The organism is Actinoplanes sp. NPDC051494, from assembly GCF_044454705.1.
Taxonomy (GTDB): domain Bacteria; phylum Actinomycetota; class Actinomycetes; order Mycobacteriales; family Micromonosporaceae; genus Actinoplanes.
This window is the reverse complement of sequence record NZ_JBITDZ010000021.1, coordinates 44,149-65,256: the sequence shown is the minus strand read 5'-3', so window position 1 is coordinate 65,256 and position 21,108 is coordinate 44,149. Positions and strand designations below refer to the sequence as shown.

The window sequence follows — 21,108 nt, the reverse complement described above, 5'->3', positions numbered from 1 at the left end:
GAGACAAGGACAGCGCATGGATCAGATCGAGAAGGTGCTCTACGAGGTCAAGAAGACCATCGTGGGCCAGGACGTGCTGCTCGAGCGGCTGGTCGTCGCGTTGCTCGCGCGCGGGCACATCCTGGTCGAGGGCGTGCCGGGACTGGCCAAGACGCTCGCGGTGAAGTCGCTGGCCGAGGCGATCGGCGGGGACTTCCACCGGGTGCAGTTCACCCCCGATCTGGTGCCCGCGGACATCCTCGGCACCCGGATCTTCCACCAGCCGACCGGCGAGTTCCAGGTGTCGCTGGGCCCGGTCTTCACCAACCTGCTGCTCGCCGACGAGATCAACCGGGCGCCGGCCAAGGTGCAGAGCGCGCTGCTGGAGGTCATGCAGGAGCGCCAGGTCACCATCGGCCGGGAGACGCACAAGGTGCCGAACCCGTTCCTGGTCATGGCGACCCAGAACCCGATCGAGTCCGAGGGCACCTATCCGCTGCCCGAGGCACAGGTCGACCGTTTCATGATGAAGGTGGTCATCGGGTACCCGACCGTCACCGAGGAGTTCGTCATCGTCGAGCGGGCACTCAGCCCGGCCGCGGTGATCCAGCGGATCATCGACCCGGAGACGCTCGTCAGGCTCCAGCAGCAGGCTGACCAGGTCTACGTCGATCCCTCGCTCATCGAGTACGCGGTCCAGCTCGCGAACGCCAGCAGGGACCCCGCCCGGGTCGGCCTGACGGATCTCGCGCGCTATGTCACGTACGGCGCGAGCCCCCGTTCTTCGATCAGCCTGGTGCTCGCGGGGCGGGCGCTGGCGTTCATCCGGGGCCGCGAATACGTCGTACCCGAGGATCTCGCCGATCTTGCCCTCGATGTGTTGCGGCACCGCCTGGTGCTGTCCTACGAGGCGCTCTCCGACGACGTCACCGCCGACATGATCCTGGCCAAGATCCTGGCGAACCTGAGCGTCCCGGAACCCGCCGGCGGGGGCCGCTGAGCATGGCCACCGCCTCCGACCGGCTGCTGCGACGTCTGGAGTGGCGGCTCGGCAAGCGCCTCGACGGGCGTCTGCAGGGCGCCTACCGCACGGTGTGGCACGGCACCGGCATCGACTTCACCGACCTGCGGGCCTACGTCCCCGAGGACGACGTCCGGCACATCGACTGGAACGTCACCGCGCGCCTCGACGAGCCGTTCGTCCGGCAGTACACCGAGGATCGCGAGGTGACCGCCTGGCTGGTGGTCGACCGTTCGGCGTCCATGACGTTCGGGCAGGCCGCGGGCAAGGAGTCGGTGGCGACCGAGCTGGCGGTGAGCCTCGGCCGGCTGGTCTCGCAGGGCGGCAACCGGGTCGGCGCGATCCTGTACGACAACGGCGGGCACAAGGTCGTGCCGCCGCGCAACGGCCGCGATCAGGTCCTGCGGATCACCCACGAGCTGCTGCGCCCGCCCGTGCCGCAGAAACCCGGGAAGACCACGGATCTGGCCGCGATGCTGCGATTGGCGGCCTCTTTGACCGTACGCCGCAGAAGTCTGATTTTCGTCATGAGCGACTTCATCGGCGACCCCGGCTGGGACCGGCCGCTGGCGATGCTCACGCACCGGCACGAGGTGGTGGTGATCCGCGTGGTCGACCCGGCCGAGCTGGAGCTGCCCGACCTCGGCCTCATCCTGGTCGAGGACGCCGAGACCGGTGAACAACTGCTGGTCGACACCAGCGACCCGCTGCTGCGCGGGCGGCTCGCCGACCAGGTGGGAGCCCGGGAGGCCGAGCTCGCCGACGGCATGCGCCGGGCCGGGGTGGAGGCCCACCGGATCACCACCGACCAGGATCTGCTCGACGCGCTCGTGGGCATGGTCGGCCGGTCCGGGCGGGTGCGCCGGTGAGCTTCCTCTATCCCGTGCTCATCGCGGTGGCCGTGGTGCTCACCGCCGCCGCCGTCCTCGGCTACGTCACGCTGCAACGACGGCGGGCCGCGGCACTGCGGGCGGCCGGCTTCGGGGCGCTCGCCGGCGGCGGTTCCCGGCGGGCCGCGGTGCGCCGGCACCTGCCGTACGCGTTGCTGCTCGCCGCCCTGCCGATCCTGCTCGTGGGTCTGGCCCGGCCGCAGGCCGAGGTCTCCGTGCCGAAGGTCTCCGGCACGGTGGTGCTCGCGTTCGACGTCTCCAACAGCATGTCCGCGACGGACGTGCAGCCGAGCCGGCTCGGCGCCGCGCAGGCCGCCGCGACCGCGTTCGTGCGCGACCAGCCGGACACCGTCGACGTCGGCGTCATGCTCTTCGGCGACCAGGCGTTGCTCACCCAGGCGCCGACCGACGACCACGAGGCCGCGGTCACCGCGATCGACCGGCTCAAACCGGGCGGCGGCACCTCGCTCGGGCAGGCGATCCTCGTCGCGCTCGGCACCGTCACCGGCAAGCCGGTCGCGGTGACGCAGGACGGTTCGCCGCCGGCCGACCTCGGTTACTGGCCCTCCGCGACGGTGGTCGTCTTCTCCGACGGGCAGGAGACCGGCGGACCCGACGTCGAGGCGGCCGCCGAGCTCGCCGCCGCGGCCGGGGTCCGGATCCAGACCGTCGGCGTGGGCACCGCGAAGGGCGCGATCGTCGAGGTGGACGGCTACCAGCTGAACACCGCACTGGACGAGTCGTTGCTGACCGCGGTCTCGCAGGTCACCGGCGGGGCCTACCAGCCGGCCGGCGACGCGGACGCGCTGCGGGACACCACCTCGGCGATCGACCTGCGCCTGACCACCAAGAAGGAACCGCTCGAGCTGACCGCGCCGTTCGCCGGCGCCGCCCTGCTGCTGTTGTTCGCCGGTGGCCTGCTGGGCACGCGCTGGCACGGAAGGATCGTCTGATGTCGTTCAGCTGGCCGTGGGCCCTGCTCGCGCTGCTGGCCGTGCCGCTGCTGCTCGCGGTCCGGTGGTGGCTGAACAAGCGCCGGAAGAGATCCGCGCTCACCGTGTCGAGCGTGGCGCTGATCCGGGCGGCACTGCCCGGCCGCACCGCATGGCGCCGCAAGATCCCGGTCTACCTTTTCCTCGCCGGCCTGTTCGCGCTGGCCGCGGGCGTCGCCCGGCCCGGGGCCTCGCTCTCGGTGCCGGCCAACAACACCTCGATCCTGCTGGCCATCGACGTCTCCGGATCGATGTGCACCACCGACATCGCGCCCAACCGGCTCGCCGTCGCCAGCGACGCGGCCCGCACGTTCATCGAGGACCAGAAGGACGGCACCCGGATCGGGCTGGTCGCGTTCTCGGGCATCTCCGGCCTGCTGGTCGCACCCACCACCGACAAGGACGCCCTGCTCGGCGCCATGGACACACTCAAGACCGCCCGGGGCACCGCGATCGGCCAGGCGATCCTGACCTCGATCGACGCGATCGCCGAGAACAACCCGGACGTCGCGGCGACCGGTGTCGACCTCGGGGATTCCCCGGGTGCCCTCGGGGATTACGAGCCGGACACCATCGTGGTGCTCACCGACGGCGCGAACAGCACCGGCGTCGACCCGGTCACCGCCGCCGAGCAGGCCGCCGCGCGCCGGATCCGGGTCTTCACGATCGGCTTCGGCACCACCGAACCGGCCCAGATGGTCTGCACGCCCGACCAGGTCAGCGGCGACAACTTCTTCGGCGGCGGGCGGCGCGGGGGCGGCGGCTTCGGCGGCGGCCGCAACCAGGAGATCGACGAGGAGGCGCTGGGCTCGGTCGCCGACCTCACCGGCGGCCGGTACTTCCGGGCCGAGGACGCCGACCAACTCGGTGACGTGCTCGCCGACCTGCCCAAGGAATTCGGGCTGCACAAGGAGGACGTGGAGATCACGGTCTGGTTCGTGCTGGCCGGGGTGCTGCTCGTCTTCACCGGCGTGGGCCTCTCACTCTGGTGGAACCGTGGCCCTAAGGTGCCGGTGCCGGCATCGTCAGGATCTGCCACACCACGGGCGTCAGCCAGCGGATGACCTCGGCGCGGTCCATCTCGGCCAGGGCCGGGATCCGCACCACGTAACGGTTCGTGGCCATGCCGATCACCAGCGCCCCGACCAGGCCGGCCCGCTGCAGCGCGTGGTCCGGGGCGAGGCCGCCCAGCGCCGGCGCGACCTGGGTGGCGAAGACCTCCCGGATCGCGTCCGCCGCGGCCGGGCTGCCGGCGCTGGCCCGCAGCAGCGGCAGGAATGTGCCCTCGTCCTCCCAGACCGCGAAGAACCGCGGGAGCAGCACCCCGGCGATGGCCGCCGGATCGGCGCCGGACAGGTCGGGCAGGCCCAGGTCGAAATCGGCGGCGGCGGCGAACAGCGACTCCTTCGTCCCGAAATACCGCACCACCATCGCCGGGTCCACCCCGACGTCGGCGGCGACCAGGCGCAACGTGGTCCGCTCGTAGCCGTCGGCGCCGAACCGCCGCCGGGCCGCGTCGAGGATCTGCTCACGGGTCAGGGCGGCGTTGCGCCGGCGGGGAGTCATGGGGTCCAGCGTGCCAGGGCCGCCCGCCAGCCTCGCGGACCGTCCGCGGTCAGGTCGCCCGCCCAGGCGACGTAACCGTCCGGCCGGACCAGCAGAGCGGGACCGTCGTCGAGCCGCTCGGCCTGGGCGATGCCGGACTGTGCGGCTTGTCCGCGGGGCCGGATCAGCAGCCAGTCGAGCGTGTGCCGGGCGCCGTCGGCGAGCGGCACCCCGGCGGCCCGGGTGCCGACCAGGCCCCGGCCGGTGCCGTAACGCAGCCCGGTGCCGGCGAAACTGCCGGCGACCAGGTCCCGGATCCGGGGCACGGCCAGCAGTCTCGGCGCGATCCGGTCACGCAGCCATCGGGCCGGGCGCGGGTGCAGCACCACACCGCGCAGCATCAGGCCGGACTGCCGCAGCACCCGCTTGCCGATCGGGTGCCGTTCGTCCTGGTAGGAGTCGAGAACGGCGTCGTCGGCACCGCCGAGCACCGCGCCGATCTTCCAGGCCAGGTTGGCGGCGTCCTGGATCCCGGTGTTCATGCCCTGACCGCCCATCGGCGAATGGACGTGCGCGGCGTCGCCGGCGAGGAACACCCGGCCGTTGCGATACCGGCGGACCTGCCGCTCCTCGCAGTGGAAGCGGGACTGCCAGCCGATCGCGGTGATGCCGGGATCGAAACCCAGCGCCCGGGTCAGCACCGTGGCGACCTCGCCGTCACCGATCGGCTCGGTGTCCGGGACCTGATGGTTCCGGTCCCAGGTCATGCTGCGGTACTTGCCGGGCTCGCGATACGGCGCCAGGAAACCGAAGCTGTCGGGGGTCGAACCGACCGTCAGGCCGCCGTCGCGCGGGCCGTCCCGCAGCGTCACGTCGGCCAGCACGACTGAGGAGAGTACGACTTTGCCGGGGAAGTCCTCAGCGAGCAGGCCACGGACCGTGCTGTGCGCGCCGTCCGCCCCGATCACGTATCGCGCCCGCCATACGCCCTTGCCACCGGCAGCGGCCACGGTCACGCCCGTTTCGTCCTGGCTGAGGCCGGTCACCTCGATTCCGCGCAGCACCTCGGCGCCCTGGGCCACCGCGTAGCCGGCGAGGGCCTGGTCGACGTCGGTCTGCGGCGTGATCATCGCGAACCGGTACCGCGACGGCAGATGCGAGAGATCCAGGGTGGCCCCGCCGGACAGGTTCACCGCTTGCGTCCGGCCGGCTTTCGCCAGCAGGTCGTCCGCCAGGCCACGGGCGTCGAGCACTTCGAGGGTACGGGCCATGGTCGCGAAGGCCCGGCTGGACGGATTGATCCGGGGCCACCGCTCCAGGACCGTCACCCGGTGCCCGGCCCGGGCCAGGTCACCGGCGGCGGTCATACCGGTCGGACCGCCGCCGACAACCAGGACGTCAACGTCGTGCTGTGTCATGAGCCCTCCCAAGTCACCAATGGGTGACTTGACCGTAGGCGGGGCTCCGAACTTTTGTCAACGCCCGGTGACTTATGCGCTCTACAGCCCGTACGCGAGCATCGACGCGCCGTCGTACACGAACAACATGCCGCCGGCGACGACCGGGTGACCGACCGAGTACTGGAACTTCGCCCCGGACAGCACCGTCAGGCCGTTCGCCGGGTTCAGGATCGCCATCGGCCGCCCGGCGACCGCGGAGTACAGGATCCCGCCCGCCCGGATCGGCCGGTTCGTGTTCGCCGCGTACACCCGGGTCCACAGCTTCTTGCCGCTGAGGGCGTACCCGATCACGGTCTTGCCCCGCGACACATAGAGGCGCCGGCCGTCGGTGCTCAACGGCCCGGCGGCCTTGGGGACCGTCCACACCACGGCACCGTTCGCAGGCTGCACCGCGACCAGCGCACCGGTCGCGTCGGCGACATAGAAGCGGTCGGCGGCCGGGCTCGCGGACAACACCGACCAGCTCCGGCCGGTCTTCCACACCTGCGCGCCGGACGCGATGTCGACGACCAGCGCACCCTTCGCGTCGGAACGGTTCAGCATGAGCCGGCCGTTGGCCGAGGCCCCGTGGCCGAGGCGGTAGCCGACCTTGCTCCACCGCAGCGCGCCGTCGCTGACCCGGAACCCGGAGACCCGGTCGGGAAGCACGTCGTCGTACGTGTCCCGGCCGGAAACCGCGGCGACACCCTTGTCGACCACCAGGCCGTCGGAGTTGACGTTGAGGTGGTTCGACCAGAGCACGGCACCGTTGGCGACATTCAGGCCGTACACCGTGGTGCCGGTGCCGTACGCGCATTCCTCAACCGTGGCGACCAGGACGTTGCCCACGACCGCGAGATTGGTGGCGGTCTCGACCTCGGGATCGGCGTACGAGAAGACCCACCTGTTCGCCCCGCTCCCGGCATCATCGGCGTAGATCCCCTGCGGATCGGCGGTGAAAGCCCGCCCACCGGCGACCACCGGCGTGAACTGACCGTCGTAACAGTCGCCGTCCTCGCTGTACAACTGCCGGGACCATTGGTAGCTGAGCTGCCCGACGGTCGAGGCATTGAGGTCGGACTCGTACGGGTTGTACCCGGTGTTCCCGGGCCCGTACCCGTCCTGCGTCCACACCGAGACCCCGGCCGCCACGGCCGGTGCGCCACTACCCACAAGAACGGCCGCCACAATGGTGGCGGCCGCACTGACGAACCCAGATTTTCTACGCATAACGGAATACTAGAAAGGAGCCGGCCGACCCAGCCCCGATTCACCGAACCAACGAATGGTCAATAGCCGTTCACCTGACCCTGTTCGGATTCCCCCAGGGCACGTAAGCGCGATGCCGGTCGACTCCCGCACGCAACCAGTGCTTGACAAGCCCAAAACATGCAAGTAAGTCTATGTGAACGTTCACAGTGGAGTTCCGCCCCTGGCAGCGTTCCGCCTCGCTCCGCACCGCGCTGCCTCGCACGCACGCGAAAGGCACACCATGGGTTTCTGGTCAGAACGCCCCTCGTGGCGCACCGTGCTCGCCATCACCACCGCGGCGGCACTCACCGTCACGGCGCTGTTCGCCTCCCCCGGGCCCGCCCAGGCGGCCGGCACCCTGTCCTGCGACATCTACGCGAGCGGTGGCACGCCGTGCGTCGCCGCGCACAGCACCACGCGCGCGTTGTTCGGCGCGTACAACGGTTCGCTCTATCAGGTGCGGCGCTGGTCGGACGGCGCGACCACCAACGTCGGGGTGCTCAGTGCCGGCGGATACGCGAACGCCGCCACCCAGGACAATTTCTGTTCCGGGACGTACTGCACGATCGTCCGCATCTACGACCAGACGACACGGCACAACGATTTGACGATCGCTCCCGGCGGCGGCGCCAATCCCACCGCCGACCAGGGATCGAACGCGGCGGCATTGCCCGTCACCGCGGGCGGCCACAAGGTCTACGGCGTCTACATCTCCGCCGGGAACGGTTACCGCAACAACGCGACGAACGGCATCGCCACCGGCAGCCAGCCTGAGGGCATGTACATGGTCACCGAAGGCACGCATGTCAACGACCGTTGCTGTTTCGACTACGGCAACGCCGAGACCAACAATCTCGACACCGGCAACGGCGACATGGACGCGATCTATTTCGGTACGTTGTGCTGGTTCGCACCGTGCGCGGGCGGCCCGCGCGTCGCGGCGGACCTCGAGAACGGATTGTTCGCCGGCGGCAACGGCTCGTGGACCGCGAACACCGGCCGTAGCACGCCCTTCGTGACCGCGGTGCTCAAGAACAACGGCACTTCGACGTACGCCATCAAGGACGGGAACGCGCAGTCCGGCAGCCTCGCCACGCGATACAACGGAGCGCTGCCCACCCAGTCGGGCTACAACCCGATGACGAAGCAGGGCGCGATCATCCTCGGTATCGGTGGCGACAACAGCAACGGATCCGTCGGTTCCTTCTTCGAAGGCGTCATGACCAGCGGCTACCCGAGCGACGCCACGGAGAACGCGGTGCAGGCCAACATCGTGTCGGTCGGCTACAGCAAGAGCGTCACGTTCCCGGTGAACGGCGCCAACTACCGCCTCACCAACCTGCAGAGCGGCAAACTCCTCGACGCCGTCAACTGCGGCACCGCCAACGGCACGGCGATCGACCAGTGGCAGGCCCTCGGCAACACGTGCCAGCAGTGGCGTTTCACCAACGTCGGGGCCAACAAATGGACCATCACGAACGTCAACGCGGGCAAGGTGCTCGATGCGGTCAACTGCGGCCAGGCCCTCGGCACAGCGGTCAACCTGTGGGACTCCCTCGGCAACCTGTGCCAGCAATGGGCGGTGATCCCCGCCGGCAACGGCCGTTACGAACTCGTGGTCGAGAACAGCGGCATGGTCCTCGACAACGTCAACTGCGGCACGGCGAACGGCACCAAGGCAGACCTGTGGATGTGGCTCAACAACACCTGCCAGCTCTGGGCCATCGCCCCGTGAGCCGAGCTATCCCATCAGGCGCGAAAGGTTGGTCAGGCTGCTGACCAGGGCCGTCGTGTAGCTGAGAATCCGGGCCGCCCATTTCACGACCGCGGACGCGATCTGGGCGGCAACCACCGGAATGGTCACCACCAGCAGCGACTCGGCGGCCCACACGATCACCCGGGCCACCAGATCGGCGATCAGATCACGCACGATCTCGCGGGTGAACCGGACCAGATTCCCCGCGGCCTGGGTGGCGGACGACATCGTGTACGACAGCAGCCCCAGCCCATCGAGCGCATCGACGTTGCTGGCCATCAGATCCTGGTACGTCTCGGCCGCCGGTCCCTGCCAGTCGGGCAGGTCACCGGCGAGCCGGGACTGCAGTTCCGCCGCCATCGCCTGCAACCTGCCACCCATGTTCTCCCACGTGGCCGCGTGCGAAGCGACCCGGTCCGGAATGCCGGCGAGCTGATCGAGCACCTCACGCAGCGGCTCGAAATACTCCATCGCCCACCCGAGACCGTTCGAGAGCAACGCGCTGAACGGATCCAGGACGGTGGCCGCGGCCTCGACCGCGAAAGCCCCACCGGCAAGCGCCTGATCAACCCAGCTGCCGCTGTCCACCGCCTGGTGAAGGCCCTGAAAACTCTCGGCGAGCGATGCGCCGGTCACTCCCGTACGCGTCGAGGTGACACCGGCGACCAGCGAACCGTCGGTCATCAGTGCGCTCGTCCGGCCGTACGGATGCGCTCCGCGGCCTTTTCGTCGATCCTGTCGTAATCCTGGCCGGTCGCCACCAGGGCGTCCCCCACCAGCCGCAGGCTCTCTTCGACATAGGAGATGAGCTCATCCTGCCGCCGGTGCCGCCCCTCCAGGATCCCGGAGATCCAGCCGCACAGAACTCCGTACGCGGCATCGTCTCGAGCAATGGCCGAACTGGCCACCCGCACCGACCCGAATTGCGCCGCCACGGCATCCACATTGGCTGCATGAGCACGAATCTGCTCAGCATCGACGGCAAATCCCTCAGCCATCACTCACCCCCGGCCCTCGCAATTGCCGCTCCATCCGATCGGCGACAGCCCGGGCCGCGACCGACTCGCTGCCCATACTGTCCGAGATGATCTGCCGGGTCCGCTCAGCGGCCTTGGACCGAGCCACCTCGATCGCATTCAACAGGGCCCGCGAGACCACATCCGGAGCGACCCGCTGAATCCGCTCACTGAACCGGACATCGACCAGCACGCCGGTAGAATCAATGGTGACCTCGGCGAAGCCGTTCTCGTCCTCCGCGGTGACCCGCAGCTGCCCGAGCCGGTCACTCATCGCCTGTGTGTCGGCGGCGACCCGATCAATCCGGGTCTTCCAGCCCCGCAGATAGGCCATCGACTCATCCGGATCGAGAAACGCACCCCCGTCACTCATCGCGCCCCCGACTCAGCCTCGTCGACGACGGACCGGACCAGCTGAGCAAGCTCACCGAGAAACCGCGCGGCGCCCTCGTCGGAGGGGTCATCAAGGACCCAGTTACCTTCCCAGCCGATCAGTCGGGCCAGGACCCCCGGAGCCGGCCGATCCGCAAGGACGGCCTCGATAGCGCTCAGATCCTGGCGGAGAAGAGTGACGTTGAACCCCGCGGCGTATCTGAGCTCCGCGTGCACCTCGTCGATGCTGTCGGCATCCGGAAGATACCGGCCGACGAAGTCCTGCAGGGTCTTCATCGCCGAGCGCGCGTTGAGCTCCGCCATCCGCACGCGAAGCGGCTCAGGGAGGCTTGACGTGTCCATACTTACAGTGTCCCCGACGGATACGCGGTGATGACGTAAGGCTCCGGTGGGTCCGACCCGGGCACAATCTTGATCACCAATTTGACGAAGCTCGTCGCTGCCCGATGCGCGGCGGGCTCTCCCGGCTGGCCCATGGTGGTGTTGTAGTAACCCTCACCGACCCGATGCCCCGCATCGAAGCTGGAAACATGGGCACCCCCAATTGCCAGATCGCTGCGGATGCTCTCCCAGTTGTGCCGCAAGTAATTGTTGATCTCACGGTTCATGGTCACCGGGTCGTCCCATTTGTAGGACCAGTTCTCCCGTTTGTTCCATCCGGCGTCCCCGTAGATCCGGCCCTCGACGGTTTTGGTCTCCGGGTCCCGCTCCAGCGGGATGTCGGAGCCATGTCGATCAAGGGTGTGCGCGCGAAATCCCGGGCCGAGGTTTTCGCCACCGTAGGCGTCGTCGTTCGCTGACATGCTGACTGTCGGCGGTGACTCCCCGAGCCGCTCGTAGCGATTCATGATGTCGGCCATCGGATCCGCGCTGCTGGGATCCGCGCTGCTGGGATCGGGTGCGAAGGAACCGGAGTTCGCGCCGTCGGAGTTCCGGCCCGGTCGGCCCAGTTGCGCCACCTGGCCCGTCTCCGCATGCGCGGCATCAACGTTCGCGGGCACACCACGTGCACGCCCGCCTCTTGATCGTGCCGTCGCCATCGTCTGTGCAGCGTACGTGGGCCGGCAACCGAACCGCACCCCTGAAGAACTCTAAGTAAGCGAGCAACTACCGATTGCTGAGGGCAGCTCGCCGAGAAGACCCTGAGGAGACCCATGCGCCTGCGTCACCGTGCCGCTGTCATCACTGCCGTCGCCGGTATCGCCCTGACCGGGGTGGCTGTCGCCGGGCCGGCCATGGCGGCCACCAGTGCCCCCGTCAAGGCCGCGGCCAGTGCGCCGACCCGGGCGTTCAGCGCCGAGGGCACCGTTTCCGGAGTGAGCGTCCCCAAGGGCACCGTCACGGTCGCCGGGGCCAGCGGCAGCAGCACCACCGTCGCGGTGGCGCCCAATGCTGTCGTCTCGGTCGACGGTGACACCGCCAAGCTGGCGAAGCTGCCGGTCGGCGCCCGGGTGAAGCTTTCCGGCAACGTCACCGACGGTGTCTCGGTGGCCAGCCGGGTCGACGCGACCAGCACCTGGCCGTTCGCCACGATCGGGTCGGTCGCCGCGGTCAACGCGAGTGCCTCCACCGTCACGGTCAAGCGGATCTCATTGAGCAGCAGCACCGCCACCACCACCGATGTCATCCCGGTCGCCGCGAAGGCCGCGATCAGCCTCGACGGCCGTACGGTCGCGCTCTCCGCGCTGCCCACCCGCGCGCATCTCCTGGTCACCGGCACGGTCACCAACGGAACGTACGCCGCCAGGTCCCTGACCGCGGTGTCCCGTTGGGATCTGAGCCTCTCCGGCACGGTGTCCGCGGTGGATGCCGCCGCCGGCACAGTGACCGTCACCACAGGGTCACCGGCCACCGCGGTGAAGCTGAACGTGGACCCGAAGGCCACCATCAAGGTCAACGGCGCCAAGGTTTCCCTGTCCAACCTGCCGATCGGGGCCACCGTGGGCCTGACCGGCACCGAGACCACGGTCGGCACCTCGATCTCCGGTATCGACGCGAAGGTCGCCAGCTCAAAGACCAAGTGACCCCGGCCCGACCCACGCTTGTCGGACATGACTCCCCATAATGGAGTCAACTTTGTGAATTGACGGGGCGACCGATACGGCGCTCAGTGGTTATGATTCGCCGCCATGACAGTCAATGGGGGACATCCGTTTACCTCGACGAGGTGGCGGACGGGCGCGGCGGCCTTGACTGTCGGCTTGTCCGCCCTCGTCGTGCCCGCTCCGGCCCAGGCCGCGCCGGGTGATCCCGAGCCGGTGACCATCGCCTACGAGCGTGGCCTGCTCGCGGGCCGGGGTGACGTCTCCCGCAACACCAGCACGCTGGCGGTCGAGAACACCGGGGACGACCCGATCTACGGCATCCGGCTCTCCATCGGGTTCCCGGCCGGCTTCGGATTCGCACCACTACCGGGCGCGCGGAACTGCGCGATCGCCGGCGAGAGCCTCGAGTGCTATTTCGCCGTGACGTTGGCTCCGCACACCGAATACACGGTCGATGTGCCGTTCACGGTCGAGGACCGGTATCCGCGCGACTCCACGTACAACGACTATTACCAGTGGCAGGTCGGCGGCCTGACCAATCCCACCACCGGGTCCGGTCCGGAGTTGGCGCTGAGCCCCGCGGGCGCGCCGATCCCGGCCGGGGCACCGGCGCAGAAGATCGACGCCGCGGGCAGCAAGCCGGGTTACTTCATCGACTTCAAGCGCATCGGTGGCGCCGATCCGGATCTGGCCGCGGTGGCGCCGACCGGCCCGGTGACCGGTGCGGTGGGTGCGACGGTGCGCCCCACGATCGGCGCGCGCAACGACGGCACGGTGGTGACCGGTTACCGCAGGCGGCACGAGGACGGCCGGCCGAGCGGATCGACCCGGTTCGTGACGGTGAACCTTCCGGACGGCGTCTCGGTGCTGTCCGCTCCGGACTTCTGCCACCTGAGGGGGGCCGAGCCCGACGACGAGCCGTACCGGGACAAGAAGGAATTCACCTGTAACGGCGAGAAGGAACTCAGCCTGGGTGCCACCGCGGAGTTCCCGTTCGAGCTGCGCATCGACGAGCCGCTGACCGACGCGAAGGTGACCGTCGCCGTGGCGCTGGACGCCGACCGGACGCCGGCGAACAACACCGCCAGCTTCTTGATCAACTCTGCTGAAGGGACCGGCGGCGCACCGGTGCCCACCACCCCGGCGGCCACGACCCCGGCCATCACCACCCCGGCCACCGGCGCGACCGTTCCGGTGGCCGCCGGGGAATCGCTGCCGGTGACCGGCACGCCGATCGCTCTCGTCACCGCCACCGGCACCGCACTCGCCACCGGCGGTGGCCTCGCGCTGCTGCTCGCACGTCGCCGCCGCACCCGCTTCACCGCCGGCGGCTGACCATCTCGGCCTGCTTGCCTCGTCCATCCACAGGGGAGAAAACGATTCCGTGAAGTTGCAACGAACGCTCATAGCGGTCCTGGCCGTCGGCTTCGCCGCGCTGGCCGCACCCATGCCGGCCCAGGCCGCGCCCGGCGACCCCGAGCTGGTCACGATCTCCTACGGGGAGACCAACTTCGGCGGCCGGGGCGACGTGCTCGACCACTCGGTCACGCTGTCGATCGAGAACACCGGGGACAACCCGATCTACGGCGTCCGGTACGCCTTCGAGTTCCCGCAACATTTTGGGGTCAAGCCGGTCGCCGGACCGAAGAACTGCTCGACGTCCGGCTACGACCTGGAGTGCTACTTCGCGGTGACGCTGGCGCCGCACACCACGTACAAGGTCGACATGCCGTTCCAGATCGAGGACCGGTATCCCCATCCCGACGGGCATCGCGTCTGGATCGAGACGGACCAGTGGTTCCTGGGCGGGTTGACGAAACCCGCGAGCGGGACCGGTGCGGAGCTGGAGCTGCAGCCGAAGGGCGAGCCGATTCCCGACGACGCACCCGCGCAGAAGATCGACCGGGCCGGCAGCAAGATCGACAACACCATGTACATCACCCGCAGGGGCGGCTCGGACCCGGACCTGGCCGCCGTGGCGTCGACCGGCCCCGTGACCGGCGAGGTGGGCGACACCATCCGGCCGACGATCGGAGCACGCAACGACGGCCCGGCCGGGGTCGGCTACGCCATCATCAACGACGACTTCAACATGCCGGCGAAGACGGCTTTCGTGCAGGTGAAGCTGCCCGAGGGTGTGTCGGTGCTGTCCGCGCCGAGGTCCTGCCTGTTCAGGAGCATGCAATCGCCCGAGGTCGACGGTGAGCCCTACGCGGACCGGAAGGAATTCACCTGCGCCGACGAGGGGCCGCTGATGCCCGGTGCCACCCTCGAATACCCGTTCGACCTGCGCATCGACGAGCCGCTGGAGGACGCGAAGGTCACGGTCACCGTGGCGGTGCCGGACGACAAGACCACGCAGAACAACACCGCAGGATTCCTGATCAACCCGAGCGGAGCGGGGGCGAGCACACCGGCCACCACCGCGCCGGCCACGGCCGTCCCGACCACCGAGGTCGCACTGCCGGTGGCCGGTGCCCCGGCCGAGGACGACACGCTGCCGATCACCGGCACGCCCGTCGCCCTGATCACCACCACCGGCGCCGCACTCGCCGTCGGTGGCGGCCTCGCGCTGCTGCTCGCACGCCGCCGCCGGATGCGCTTCACGGCCGGCAGCTGATCGCCCGGAGCACAAACGGACGAGCCGGCGGCTGACCGCCTGAAGCACAAGCCGCCGGCTCGTCGTGGGACGAGCCGGCGGCTGACCGTTCAGGAGCGGGATCGCGGCAAGCAGCACTTCTTGTACTTGTTCCCGGAGCCGCACCAGCAGGACCCGTTGCGCTCCGGCGGCCAGACGATCCGGCCGGGGCCGGAGGCGAGCTGGCGAGCGTACGCGGCCCGGATCTTTGCCTCGGCCGGGTCGCCGTCGGATCCCGCGGACCTGGTCAGCCCGGCGACCGAACCGCGGTGCAGACCCTGGTCGACGCCACCCCGACGGACCAGTTCCCGCTCCAGGCCGGCGCGGTGCTCGTCCCACGTCTTGCCGTAGGTCTCCGCCAGCGCGGGCCACTGGGTAATCAGGGCGTCGAACTCGTCCTGCGGCCAGAACACCAGGTCACCGGCGGATTCCGCGGCGGCACGGGCCGCGGTCTGGGCCAGCTTGGTCTCCAGCCGGTCGGCCAGGTTGTCATGCGCGTCGTGCGACCGGCCGAGGGCGTGGCGCACGCGGTGCCGCTGCTGCAGCAGGAAGAAGAGCAGCCCGGCGTCCTCGGCGCTGCCCGGCTCGGCGGACTGCTCCGACGACGTGCGTTCGGCCAGCGTGGTCTGCACCGCCTCGGTCAGCCACTGCTCGGCGAGCCGGTTGTGCCCGCCGACCGCCAGGGCCGCGCTGACATAGGCCGCCGCGTCGGGGAACTCCGTGAGCAGCGGGCGCAGGAGCTCGAGCTCCGCCAGCGCCTCGTCCCCGCGACCGGAACGGAACAGGATCCGGGCACGCAGGGCACGAGCACCCGCCGCCTCGCTGTCTTCCCGGTCTTTGTACGCCTCGACCGCACGTTCGGCGTGCCGCAGGGCGGCATCGTGCTTCGACCGGCTCTCCGCGATCTCCGCGGCCACCGTCAGCGCGTATCCGGCGTCGTCCGGGTCGGCCAGCCGGCCCGCGTCCACCGCGTCGGCGAGCTGGGTCGCGACACCGAGCGGATCGGCCGCACCGAGCGCCGACTGCCGGATCTCGCCGAGTTCGGCTCTGGTCACATCATCTTTGATCGCCACGCCGTCACGGTACTGCGCCGCGTACCCCCGCCGCCGTTGATCTGGATCTCATTCCCGGACGGCGGGGGCGGTTCGAATTTTCTGTCGTACCGGACCGCTAACGTTCCGCCCATCGCTGCCGACGGCTTGTCGTCGCAGCGTGGCGGTCAGCGTTGTCGGGACGAAGGTTGGCGCATGCGTAGTTTCGAGTTCGTCGAGGGCACCTCGGCGAAGTTCTGGGAGATCAGCACCGAGGGCTCCGACGTCACCGTGCGGTGGGGCCGGGTCGGCACGGCCGGGCAGACCAAGGTCAAGACCATGGACGACCCCGCTTCTGCCGCGGCCCACGAGGCCAGACTCATTGCCGAGAAACTCCGCAAGAAGTACGTAGAAACGGCCCCCACAACCGCAGCGACGGTGCCGGCGAACCACGGCGTGCCTACGGAGGTCGCATTCGCGAAGCCCCCGGCCGCTGCCGCGGAGTCCCCGGTCGTGGTGGCGGAGCGGGCCCCGATCGACGAGGACACGTTCGTCTTCCCGCCGGCGTGGCACCGGCACCGTTACGCCCGCCGGGGCAGCACCGGCATCGGCCGTTTCGTGCCGGCGCAAAAGGCGCGCACGGTCGTGGACGAGGAGATCGCCGGTGTCCCCGGCAGTGTGACCAAGGTGCTGGAGTCACCGACGACCGACACGGCCGTCGCGCTCGAGGCGGTGGCCTGGCGCGAGGGGAAGCCGGAGGCCACTCCGCGTGGTGCCGCCGCCGTCGCGGCGGCCGCCGGTCTCGGTAAGTGGCAGGACCGGGACCGGCTGGTCTCGTTCGCGGACGTGTGGATCGCCGAGCACGGCCTGCGGTTCGCCGCGCAGGCCGCCGCCGAGCTGATGTCGATGACGCTGATCGACGACCACGCCCCGCCCGGCCACCATTACGCCAACCGTGACCAGATGATCGGTGTGCGCCACATGCACGCCGGCGAGGTGCGGCGCAGTTACTACTACACCGACATGCAGACGCAGGTGACGCTCCGGGTCCGGCAAGCTCTGGCGGCTGCCTCCGACGCCGAGTATGCCGAGGTCGTCGCCGCGCTCACGCCGTACCGGGGCGGCCACTCGTATGCCCGGGCGGCCACCTCGGCGCTCGTCCCGACCCAGCACGACTGGGTCGAGGAGGACGTGGCCGCCGCTGTCGCCGACGGCGACGATTACCGCGCCGGCATCCTGCTCACCGCGATCCGGTCCGCGGCGCACGCCGACGCGCTGGCCCCGGTCGCCGCCGGGTGGATGGTGTTCGGCTCTCTCGCGATCCTGACCACGCTGGTGGACGGCGCCGGGGTGAATGCCGCGGGTGCGCTGTTCAGCTGGCTGGAGCATGGCGACGCCGACTCCCAGCGCCGGATCCTGTCCGTCCTGACCGCGCTGCCCAGCGACGACGTGATGCGCGGCCTGATCGAGCGGGTGGACGTCAAATACGTCGCGCCGGCCCTGCTCGCCGCCGCCGAGCGGTTCCCGGCCCGGGCGCTGCGCCTGCTCGCCGAGGGCGCGTCGAAGCGATCGGTCGCCGACCTGCTCCGGGCCCACGTGCTGCTGCACCCCGAGCTGATCGAGCGGGTGCTGCCGGGGCTCACCCCGGCGGCCGCCGAGCGGATCGAGGTCATCGCCGCCGACGCCGAGGCGCTGGTCGTGGCCCCGCTGTCCGCGGTGCCGCCGCTGCTGGCCGACCCGCCGTGGCTGCACCGCGGCAAGGTCGCCAAACCCGTGGTGATCGACGGCCTGACCTGCACCGATCCGGCGGCTCTCGAGTGGGCCGCCGGCGAGCGGGAGGCCTGGGCCGAGGTGTCGTTCTACCGGTACAGCTACCAGCGCGACTCCGAGAGCTGGAAGCGCCGCGCTGAGCGGATCATGACGAACAAGTGCTCGTGGCACGAGCCTCCGACGTTCTTCCTGGAGGCGCCGGAGGAGATCGCCCGGCCGGTGCTGTCCCAGTGGCGCCCCCGGGACACCTGGCAGGCCGGGGGCTGGTTGCGGGCCATGAGCGCGCGTTTCGGGCTCGACACCCTGCCGTTGGTCCTCACCGTGGGCCGCGGCAGCCCGGCTGAGGTGGCGCCGGTGCTCGCGCCGTACACCTCCCCCGAGGTCGCCATGCAGATGGCCGAGTGGCTGTCCCGGCTCAAGAAGGCGCGGCCCACCGCGCTCGCCTGGCTGTTGCGGCACCCGGCCGAGGCCGCCCGCGCGCTGGTCCCGGTGGCTCTGGGCAAACCGGGGCTGCCCCGGCGGCAGGCCGAAAGCGCGCTGCTGGCGCTGCGGACCCACGACCACGCCGACACGGTGCGCGCAGCCGCGGCGACCTACGGTCCGGAGGCCACCGCGGCGATCGACACGTTGCTCGCCGCGGACCCGCTCGCCATGCTGCCGGCCAAGGTGCCGGCGATCCCGTCCTGGGCGACACCGGGCCTGATGCCGCCGGTCAAGCTACGCGACGGTTCCGGGGTGCTGCCGGTCGACGCGATCAACAACCTGATCATGGTGTTCGCGCTCTCCCGGATGGACGAACCGTATGCCGGTCTGGAGATCGTGAAGGAGACCTGCGATCCGGCGAGCCTGGCCGAGTTCGGGTATGCCATGTTCCAGCGCTGGCAGACCTCCGGGGCCGACTCCAAGGAGAACTGGGTCCTCGACACCCTCGGGCTCGTCGGTGACGACGACATCGTGCGCCGGCTCAGCCCGCTGATCCTCACCTGGCCCGGCGAGGGCGGGCACGCCAAGGCGGTCACCGGCTTGACGGTGCTGGCGAGCATCGGCACCGACGTCGCGCTGATGCATCTGCACGGCATCTCTCAGCGCGCCAAGTTCAAGGGGCTCAAGGCCGCCGCCGCGCAGAAGATGGACGAGGTCGCCGCCGGGCTGGGCCTGAGCGCCGAACAGCTCGCCGACCGGCTCGTCCCCGACTTCGGGCTCGAGGCCGACGGCAGCATGCGCCTCGACTACGGCACGCGGCAGTTCACCGTCGGCTTCGACGAGCAGCTCCGGCCGTACGTCGCGGATGCCGACGGCAAACGTCTCAAGGCCCTGCCGAAGCCGGGTGTCCGGGACGACGCCGAGCTGGCGCCGGCCGCCTACAAAGCGTTCTCGGGGTTGAAGAAGGATGTCCGGACGGTGGCGGCCGACCTGATCCGCCGGCTGGAACGCGCGATGGTCACCGGCCGGCGGTGGACCGGTGCCGAGTTCCGGCAGCTGTTCGTCGAGCATCCGCTGGTGTGGCACATCGTGCGCCGCATCGTCTGGGGCACCTACGACGGGTCGGGCACGCTGACCGGAGCGATCCGGGTCGCCGAGGACCGCAGTTTCTCCACCGTGGAGGACGACGCGACCACGCTCGCCGACGACGCGTCGGTGGGGGTCGCACACCCGCTGCAGCTCGCGGACGCTCTTCCCGACTGGGTCGAGGTCTTCGCCGACTACGAGATCCTGCAGCCGTTCCCGCAGCTCAGCCGCCAGACGTTCGCACTCACCGCGGAGGAGGCGGCGGGCAGCCGGCTCACCCGCTTCGAGGGGATCACCGTCCCGACCGGCAAGGTCATCGGCCTCGAACGCCGGGGCTGGCGTCGCGAACAGCCGCAGGACGCCGGCATCCAGGGCCGCATCGAGCTGGACGTCGACGCGAAACGCCAGGTCGTCATCGACCTGGACCCCGGCATCGCGGTCGGTGCCATGGACATCTTCCCCGAGCAGAAACTCGACATGATCTTCTTGTGGGACGGCACCGGCAGCCGCTGGGGCGCCCGCAACGAGGGCCACGCCCCGCTGACCGGCCTCGACGCCGTCCTCGTGTCCGAAGTCATCCGCGACCTGACGGAGATCACCGCATGAGCGACTGCACCGAACATCGCCCACCCTGCGCCGCAGACGGCCGCAACAGTGAGGGCCAGGAGCACATGCGAAAGGAAAGCAGAGCATGAGCCGCCTGCCACGTCCCTCTGTCGAGGATTCCTTCATCGAGGTCACCGAGGCCGCCGACCAGGTGCAGCGGCCGCCGGCCGAGGTGAAGTACGCCGACGAGCTGGCCCGGCTCGCCGCCGCGGACAGCGCGGCCAAGCCGCCGGGCTGGGCGCTCAGTGTCCAGGCGGCCCGCCGCTTCGTGGTCGGCGACGACAAGCTCGGTGTCAGCCGCAAGTTCGTCGGTGACCCGTCGCTGATCGACCGGGCCCTCATCACGCTCGCCACCAGCCGCGGGCTGATGCTCGTCGGCGAGCCGGGCACCGCGAAATCACTGCTGTCCGAGCTGCTCGCGGCCGCGGTCAGCGGCGACTCGACGCTCACCATCCAGGGCGGTGCCGCGACCACCGAGGACCAGATCCGCTACTCCTGGAACTACGCGCTGCTGGTCGCCGACGGCCCGTCGACCCGGTCGCTGGTGCCCGCGCCGCTGCTGCGGGGCATGGCCGAGGGGCGCACCGTGCGCTTCGAGGAGATCACCCGGTGCCCGCTCGAGGTGCAGGACTGCCTGCTCTCCCCGCTCTCCGACCGGGTGCTGTCGGTCCCCGAGCTGACCGGCCCGGACGCGATGGTGTTCGCCCGGGACGGTTTCAACGTGATCGCCACGGCCAACACCCGTGACCGCGGCGTCAACGACATGAGTTCCGCGCTCAAGCGCCGCTTCAACTTCGAGACGGTGTTCCCGATCGCCGACTTCGGCACCGAGCTGGCCCTGGTCGCCGACGAGGCCGCCAAGCTGCTGCGGCGCTCCGGCGTCACGGCCGAGCCCCGGCGCGACGTCCTCGAGGTGCTGGTGACCACGTTCCGCGAGCTGCGGACCGGGGAGACCGCCCGCGGCGACTCGATGGACCGGCTGTCGTCGGTGATGAGCACCGCCGAGGCGGTCTCGGTCGCCCACGCGATCGGGTTGCGCGGCTGGTTCCTGCGCGGCGAGGCCGGCAACGCCGAGGACCTGGTCGCCAGCCTGGCCGGCACCGCCGCGAAGGACAATCCCGAGGACCTCGCCAAGCTGCGCCGATACCTGGCCCAGCAGGTCAGCTGGCGGGGCGGCGACCAGTGGCGGGCGCTGCACCAGGCCCGTCACCTGCTCCCGGGCTGATC

General features: G+C 70.1%; 19 protein-coding genes. 10 read left to right on the top strand and 9 right to left on the bottom strand.

Going from position 1 to position 21,108, the window contains the following annotated elements:
• The first annotated feature begins 16 nt into the window (after window positions 1-16).
• Genes ACIA6A_RS40890 through ACIA6A_RS40875 form a run of 4 tightly spaced genes read left to right on the top strand, consistent with a single transcriptional unit; the run spans window position 17 to window position 3,946 of the window.
• Entirely contained in the window at window positions 17-979 is a 963-nt protein-coding gene (locus ACIA6A_RS40890; protein WP_396103543.1) for an AAA family ATPase, read from the top strand.
• Between the two features lie 2 nt (window positions 980-981).
• Window positions 982-1,869 (top strand): DUF58 domain-containing protein, encoded by an 888-nt coding sequence (locus ACIA6A_RS40885; RefSeq protein ID WP_396103542.1) that lies wholly within the window; start codon window positions 982-984, stop codon window positions 1,867-1,869.
• Window positions 1,866-2,843 (top strand): VWA domain-containing protein, encoded by a 978-nt coding sequence (locus ACIA6A_RS40880; protein WP_396103541.1) that lies wholly within the window; start codon window positions 1,866-1,868, stop codon window positions 2,841-2,843. Before ACIA6A_RS40885 ends, ACIA6A_RS40880 begins: the two co-directional genes overlap by 4 nt.
• Window positions 2,843-3,946 (top strand): VWA domain-containing protein, encoded by a 1,104-nt coding sequence (locus tag ACIA6A_RS40875; RefSeq protein WP_396103540.1) that lies wholly within the window; start codon window positions 2,843-2,845, stop codon window positions 3,944-3,946. The genes ACIA6A_RS40880 and ACIA6A_RS40875 overlap by 1 nt, the downstream gene beginning before the upstream one ends.
• On the opposite strand, the gene ACIA6A_RS40870 is transcribed toward ACIA6A_RS40875, so the two are convergent.
• The 3 genes from ACIA6A_RS40870 to ACIA6A_RS40860 all read right to left on the bottom strand — a co-directional run bounded on the left by ACIA6A_RS40870 (window position 3,885) and on the right by ACIA6A_RS40860 (window position 7,096).
• Entirely contained in the window at window positions 3,885-4,448 is a 564-nt protein-coding gene (locus tag ACIA6A_RS40870) for a TetR family transcriptional regulator (RefSeq protein WP_396103539.1), read from the bottom strand. The two genes, ACIA6A_RS40875 and ACIA6A_RS40870, sit on opposite strands and share 62 nt — an antisense overlap.
• The gene (locus ACIA6A_RS40865) at window positions 4,445-5,845 is read right to left on the bottom strand and encodes an FAD-dependent oxidoreductase (protein WP_396103538.1); all 1,401 of its coding nucleotides are present in this window, start codon (window positions 5,843-5,845) and stop codon (window positions 4,445-4,447) included. The genes ACIA6A_RS40870 and ACIA6A_RS40865 overlap by 4 nt, the downstream gene beginning before the upstream one ends.
• A gap of 81 nt (window positions 5,846-5,926) precedes the next feature.
• Window positions 5,927-7,096: a PQQ-binding-like beta-propeller repeat protein gene (locus tag ACIA6A_RS40860; protein WP_396103537.1), complete on the bottom strand. Its 1,170-nt coding sequence runs from the start codon at window positions 7,094-7,096 to the stop codon at window positions 5,927-5,929.
• Between the two features lie 262 nt (window positions 7,097-7,358).
• Between ACIA6A_RS40860 and ACIA6A_RS40855 the strand changes: the two genes are divergently transcribed.
• On the top strand, window positions 7,359-8,852 hold the full coding sequence (locus ACIA6A_RS40855) for an arabinofuranosidase catalytic domain-containing protein (RefSeq protein WP_396103536.1): 1,494 nt from the start codon (window positions 7,359-7,361) through the stop codon (window positions 8,850-8,852).
• Between the two features lie 6 nt (window positions 8,853-8,858).
• Here ACIA6A_RS40855 and ACIA6A_RS40850 read toward each other — a convergent pair whose 3' ends face one another.
• The 5 genes from ACIA6A_RS40850 to ACIA6A_RS40830 are packed head-to-tail and all read right to left on the bottom strand — an operon-like array spanning window position 8,859 to window position 11,283.
• The gene (locus ACIA6A_RS40850; protein ID WP_396103535.1) at window positions 8,859-9,557 is read right to left on the bottom strand and encodes a WXG100 family type VII secretion target; all 699 of its coding nucleotides are present in this window, start codon (window positions 9,555-9,557) and stop codon (window positions 8,859-8,861) included.
• On the bottom strand, window positions 9,557-9,871 hold the full coding sequence (locus tag ACIA6A_RS40845; RefSeq protein WP_396103534.1) for a type VII secretion target: 315 nt from the start codon (window positions 9,869-9,871) through the stop codon (window positions 9,557-9,559). Before ACIA6A_RS40845 ends, ACIA6A_RS40850 begins: the two co-directional genes overlap by 1 nt.
• Complete coding sequence (locus ACIA6A_RS40840) at window positions 9,864-10,262, bottom strand: YbaB/EbfC family nucleoid-associated protein (protein WP_396103533.1); 399 nt, start codon at window positions 10,260-10,262, stop codon at window positions 9,864-9,866. Before ACIA6A_RS40840 ends, ACIA6A_RS40845 begins: the two co-directional genes overlap by 8 nt.
• The gene (locus tag ACIA6A_RS40835) at window positions 10,259-10,624 is read right to left on the bottom strand and encodes a hypothetical protein (protein ID WP_396103532.1); all 366 of its coding nucleotides are present in this window, start codon (window positions 10,622-10,624) and stop codon (window positions 10,259-10,261) included. Before ACIA6A_RS40835 ends, ACIA6A_RS40840 begins: the two co-directional genes overlap by 4 nt.
• A gap of 2 nt (window positions 10,625-10,626) precedes the next feature.
• A complete protein-coding gene (locus ACIA6A_RS40830) occupies window positions 10,627-11,283 on the bottom strand; it encodes a hypothetical protein (RefSeq protein WP_396103531.1) in 657 nt (218 codons plus the stop codon).
• Window positions 11,284-11,436: 153 nt separating this feature from the next.
• On the opposite strand from ACIA6A_RS40830, the gene ACIA6A_RS40825 reads away from it, so the two are divergent.
• From ACIA6A_RS40825 to ACIA6A_RS40815, 3 genes are all read left to right on the top strand, one after another.
• Window positions 11,437-12,306 (top strand): hypothetical protein, encoded by an 870-nt coding sequence (locus ACIA6A_RS40825; protein ID WP_396103530.1) that lies wholly within the window; start codon window positions 11,437-11,439, stop codon window positions 12,304-12,306.
• Window positions 12,307-12,483: 177 nt separating this feature from the next.
• Window positions 12,484-13,662, top strand: coding sequence for a hypothetical protein (locus tag ACIA6A_RS40820; protein WP_396103529.1), 1,179 nt, complete (start codon window positions 12,484-12,486; stop codon window positions 13,660-13,662).
• Window positions 13,663-13,711: 49 nt separating this feature from the next.
• Window positions 13,712-14,947 carry a hypothetical protein gene (locus ACIA6A_RS40815; protein WP_396103528.1) on the top strand — a complete coding sequence of 412 codons (1,236 nt, stop codon included), beginning with the start codon at window positions 13,712-13,714 and terminating at the stop codon, window positions 14,945-14,947.
• 89 nt (window positions 14,948-15,036) lie between these two features.
• Here ACIA6A_RS40815 and ACIA6A_RS40810 read toward each other — a convergent pair whose 3' ends face one another.
• Window positions 15,037-16,038, bottom strand: coding sequence for an SEC-C domain-containing protein (locus ACIA6A_RS40810; protein WP_396103527.1), 1,002 nt, complete (start codon window positions 16,036-16,038; stop codon window positions 15,037-15,039).
• Window positions 16,039-16,212: 174 nt separating this feature from the next.
• Between ACIA6A_RS40810 and ACIA6A_RS40805 the strand changes: the two genes are divergently transcribed.
• On the top strand, window positions 16,213-19,881 hold the full coding sequence (locus ACIA6A_RS40805; RefSeq protein WP_396103526.1) for a DUF4132 domain-containing protein: 3,669 nt from the start codon (window positions 16,213-16,215) through the stop codon (window positions 19,879-19,881).
• 85 nt (window positions 19,882-19,966) lie between these two features.
• Window positions 19,967-21,106, top strand: coding sequence for an AAA family ATPase (locus tag ACIA6A_RS40800; protein ID WP_396103525.1), 1,140 nt, complete (start codon window positions 19,967-19,969; stop codon window positions 21,104-21,106).
• Window positions 21,107-21,108 lie beyond the last annotated feature (2 nt).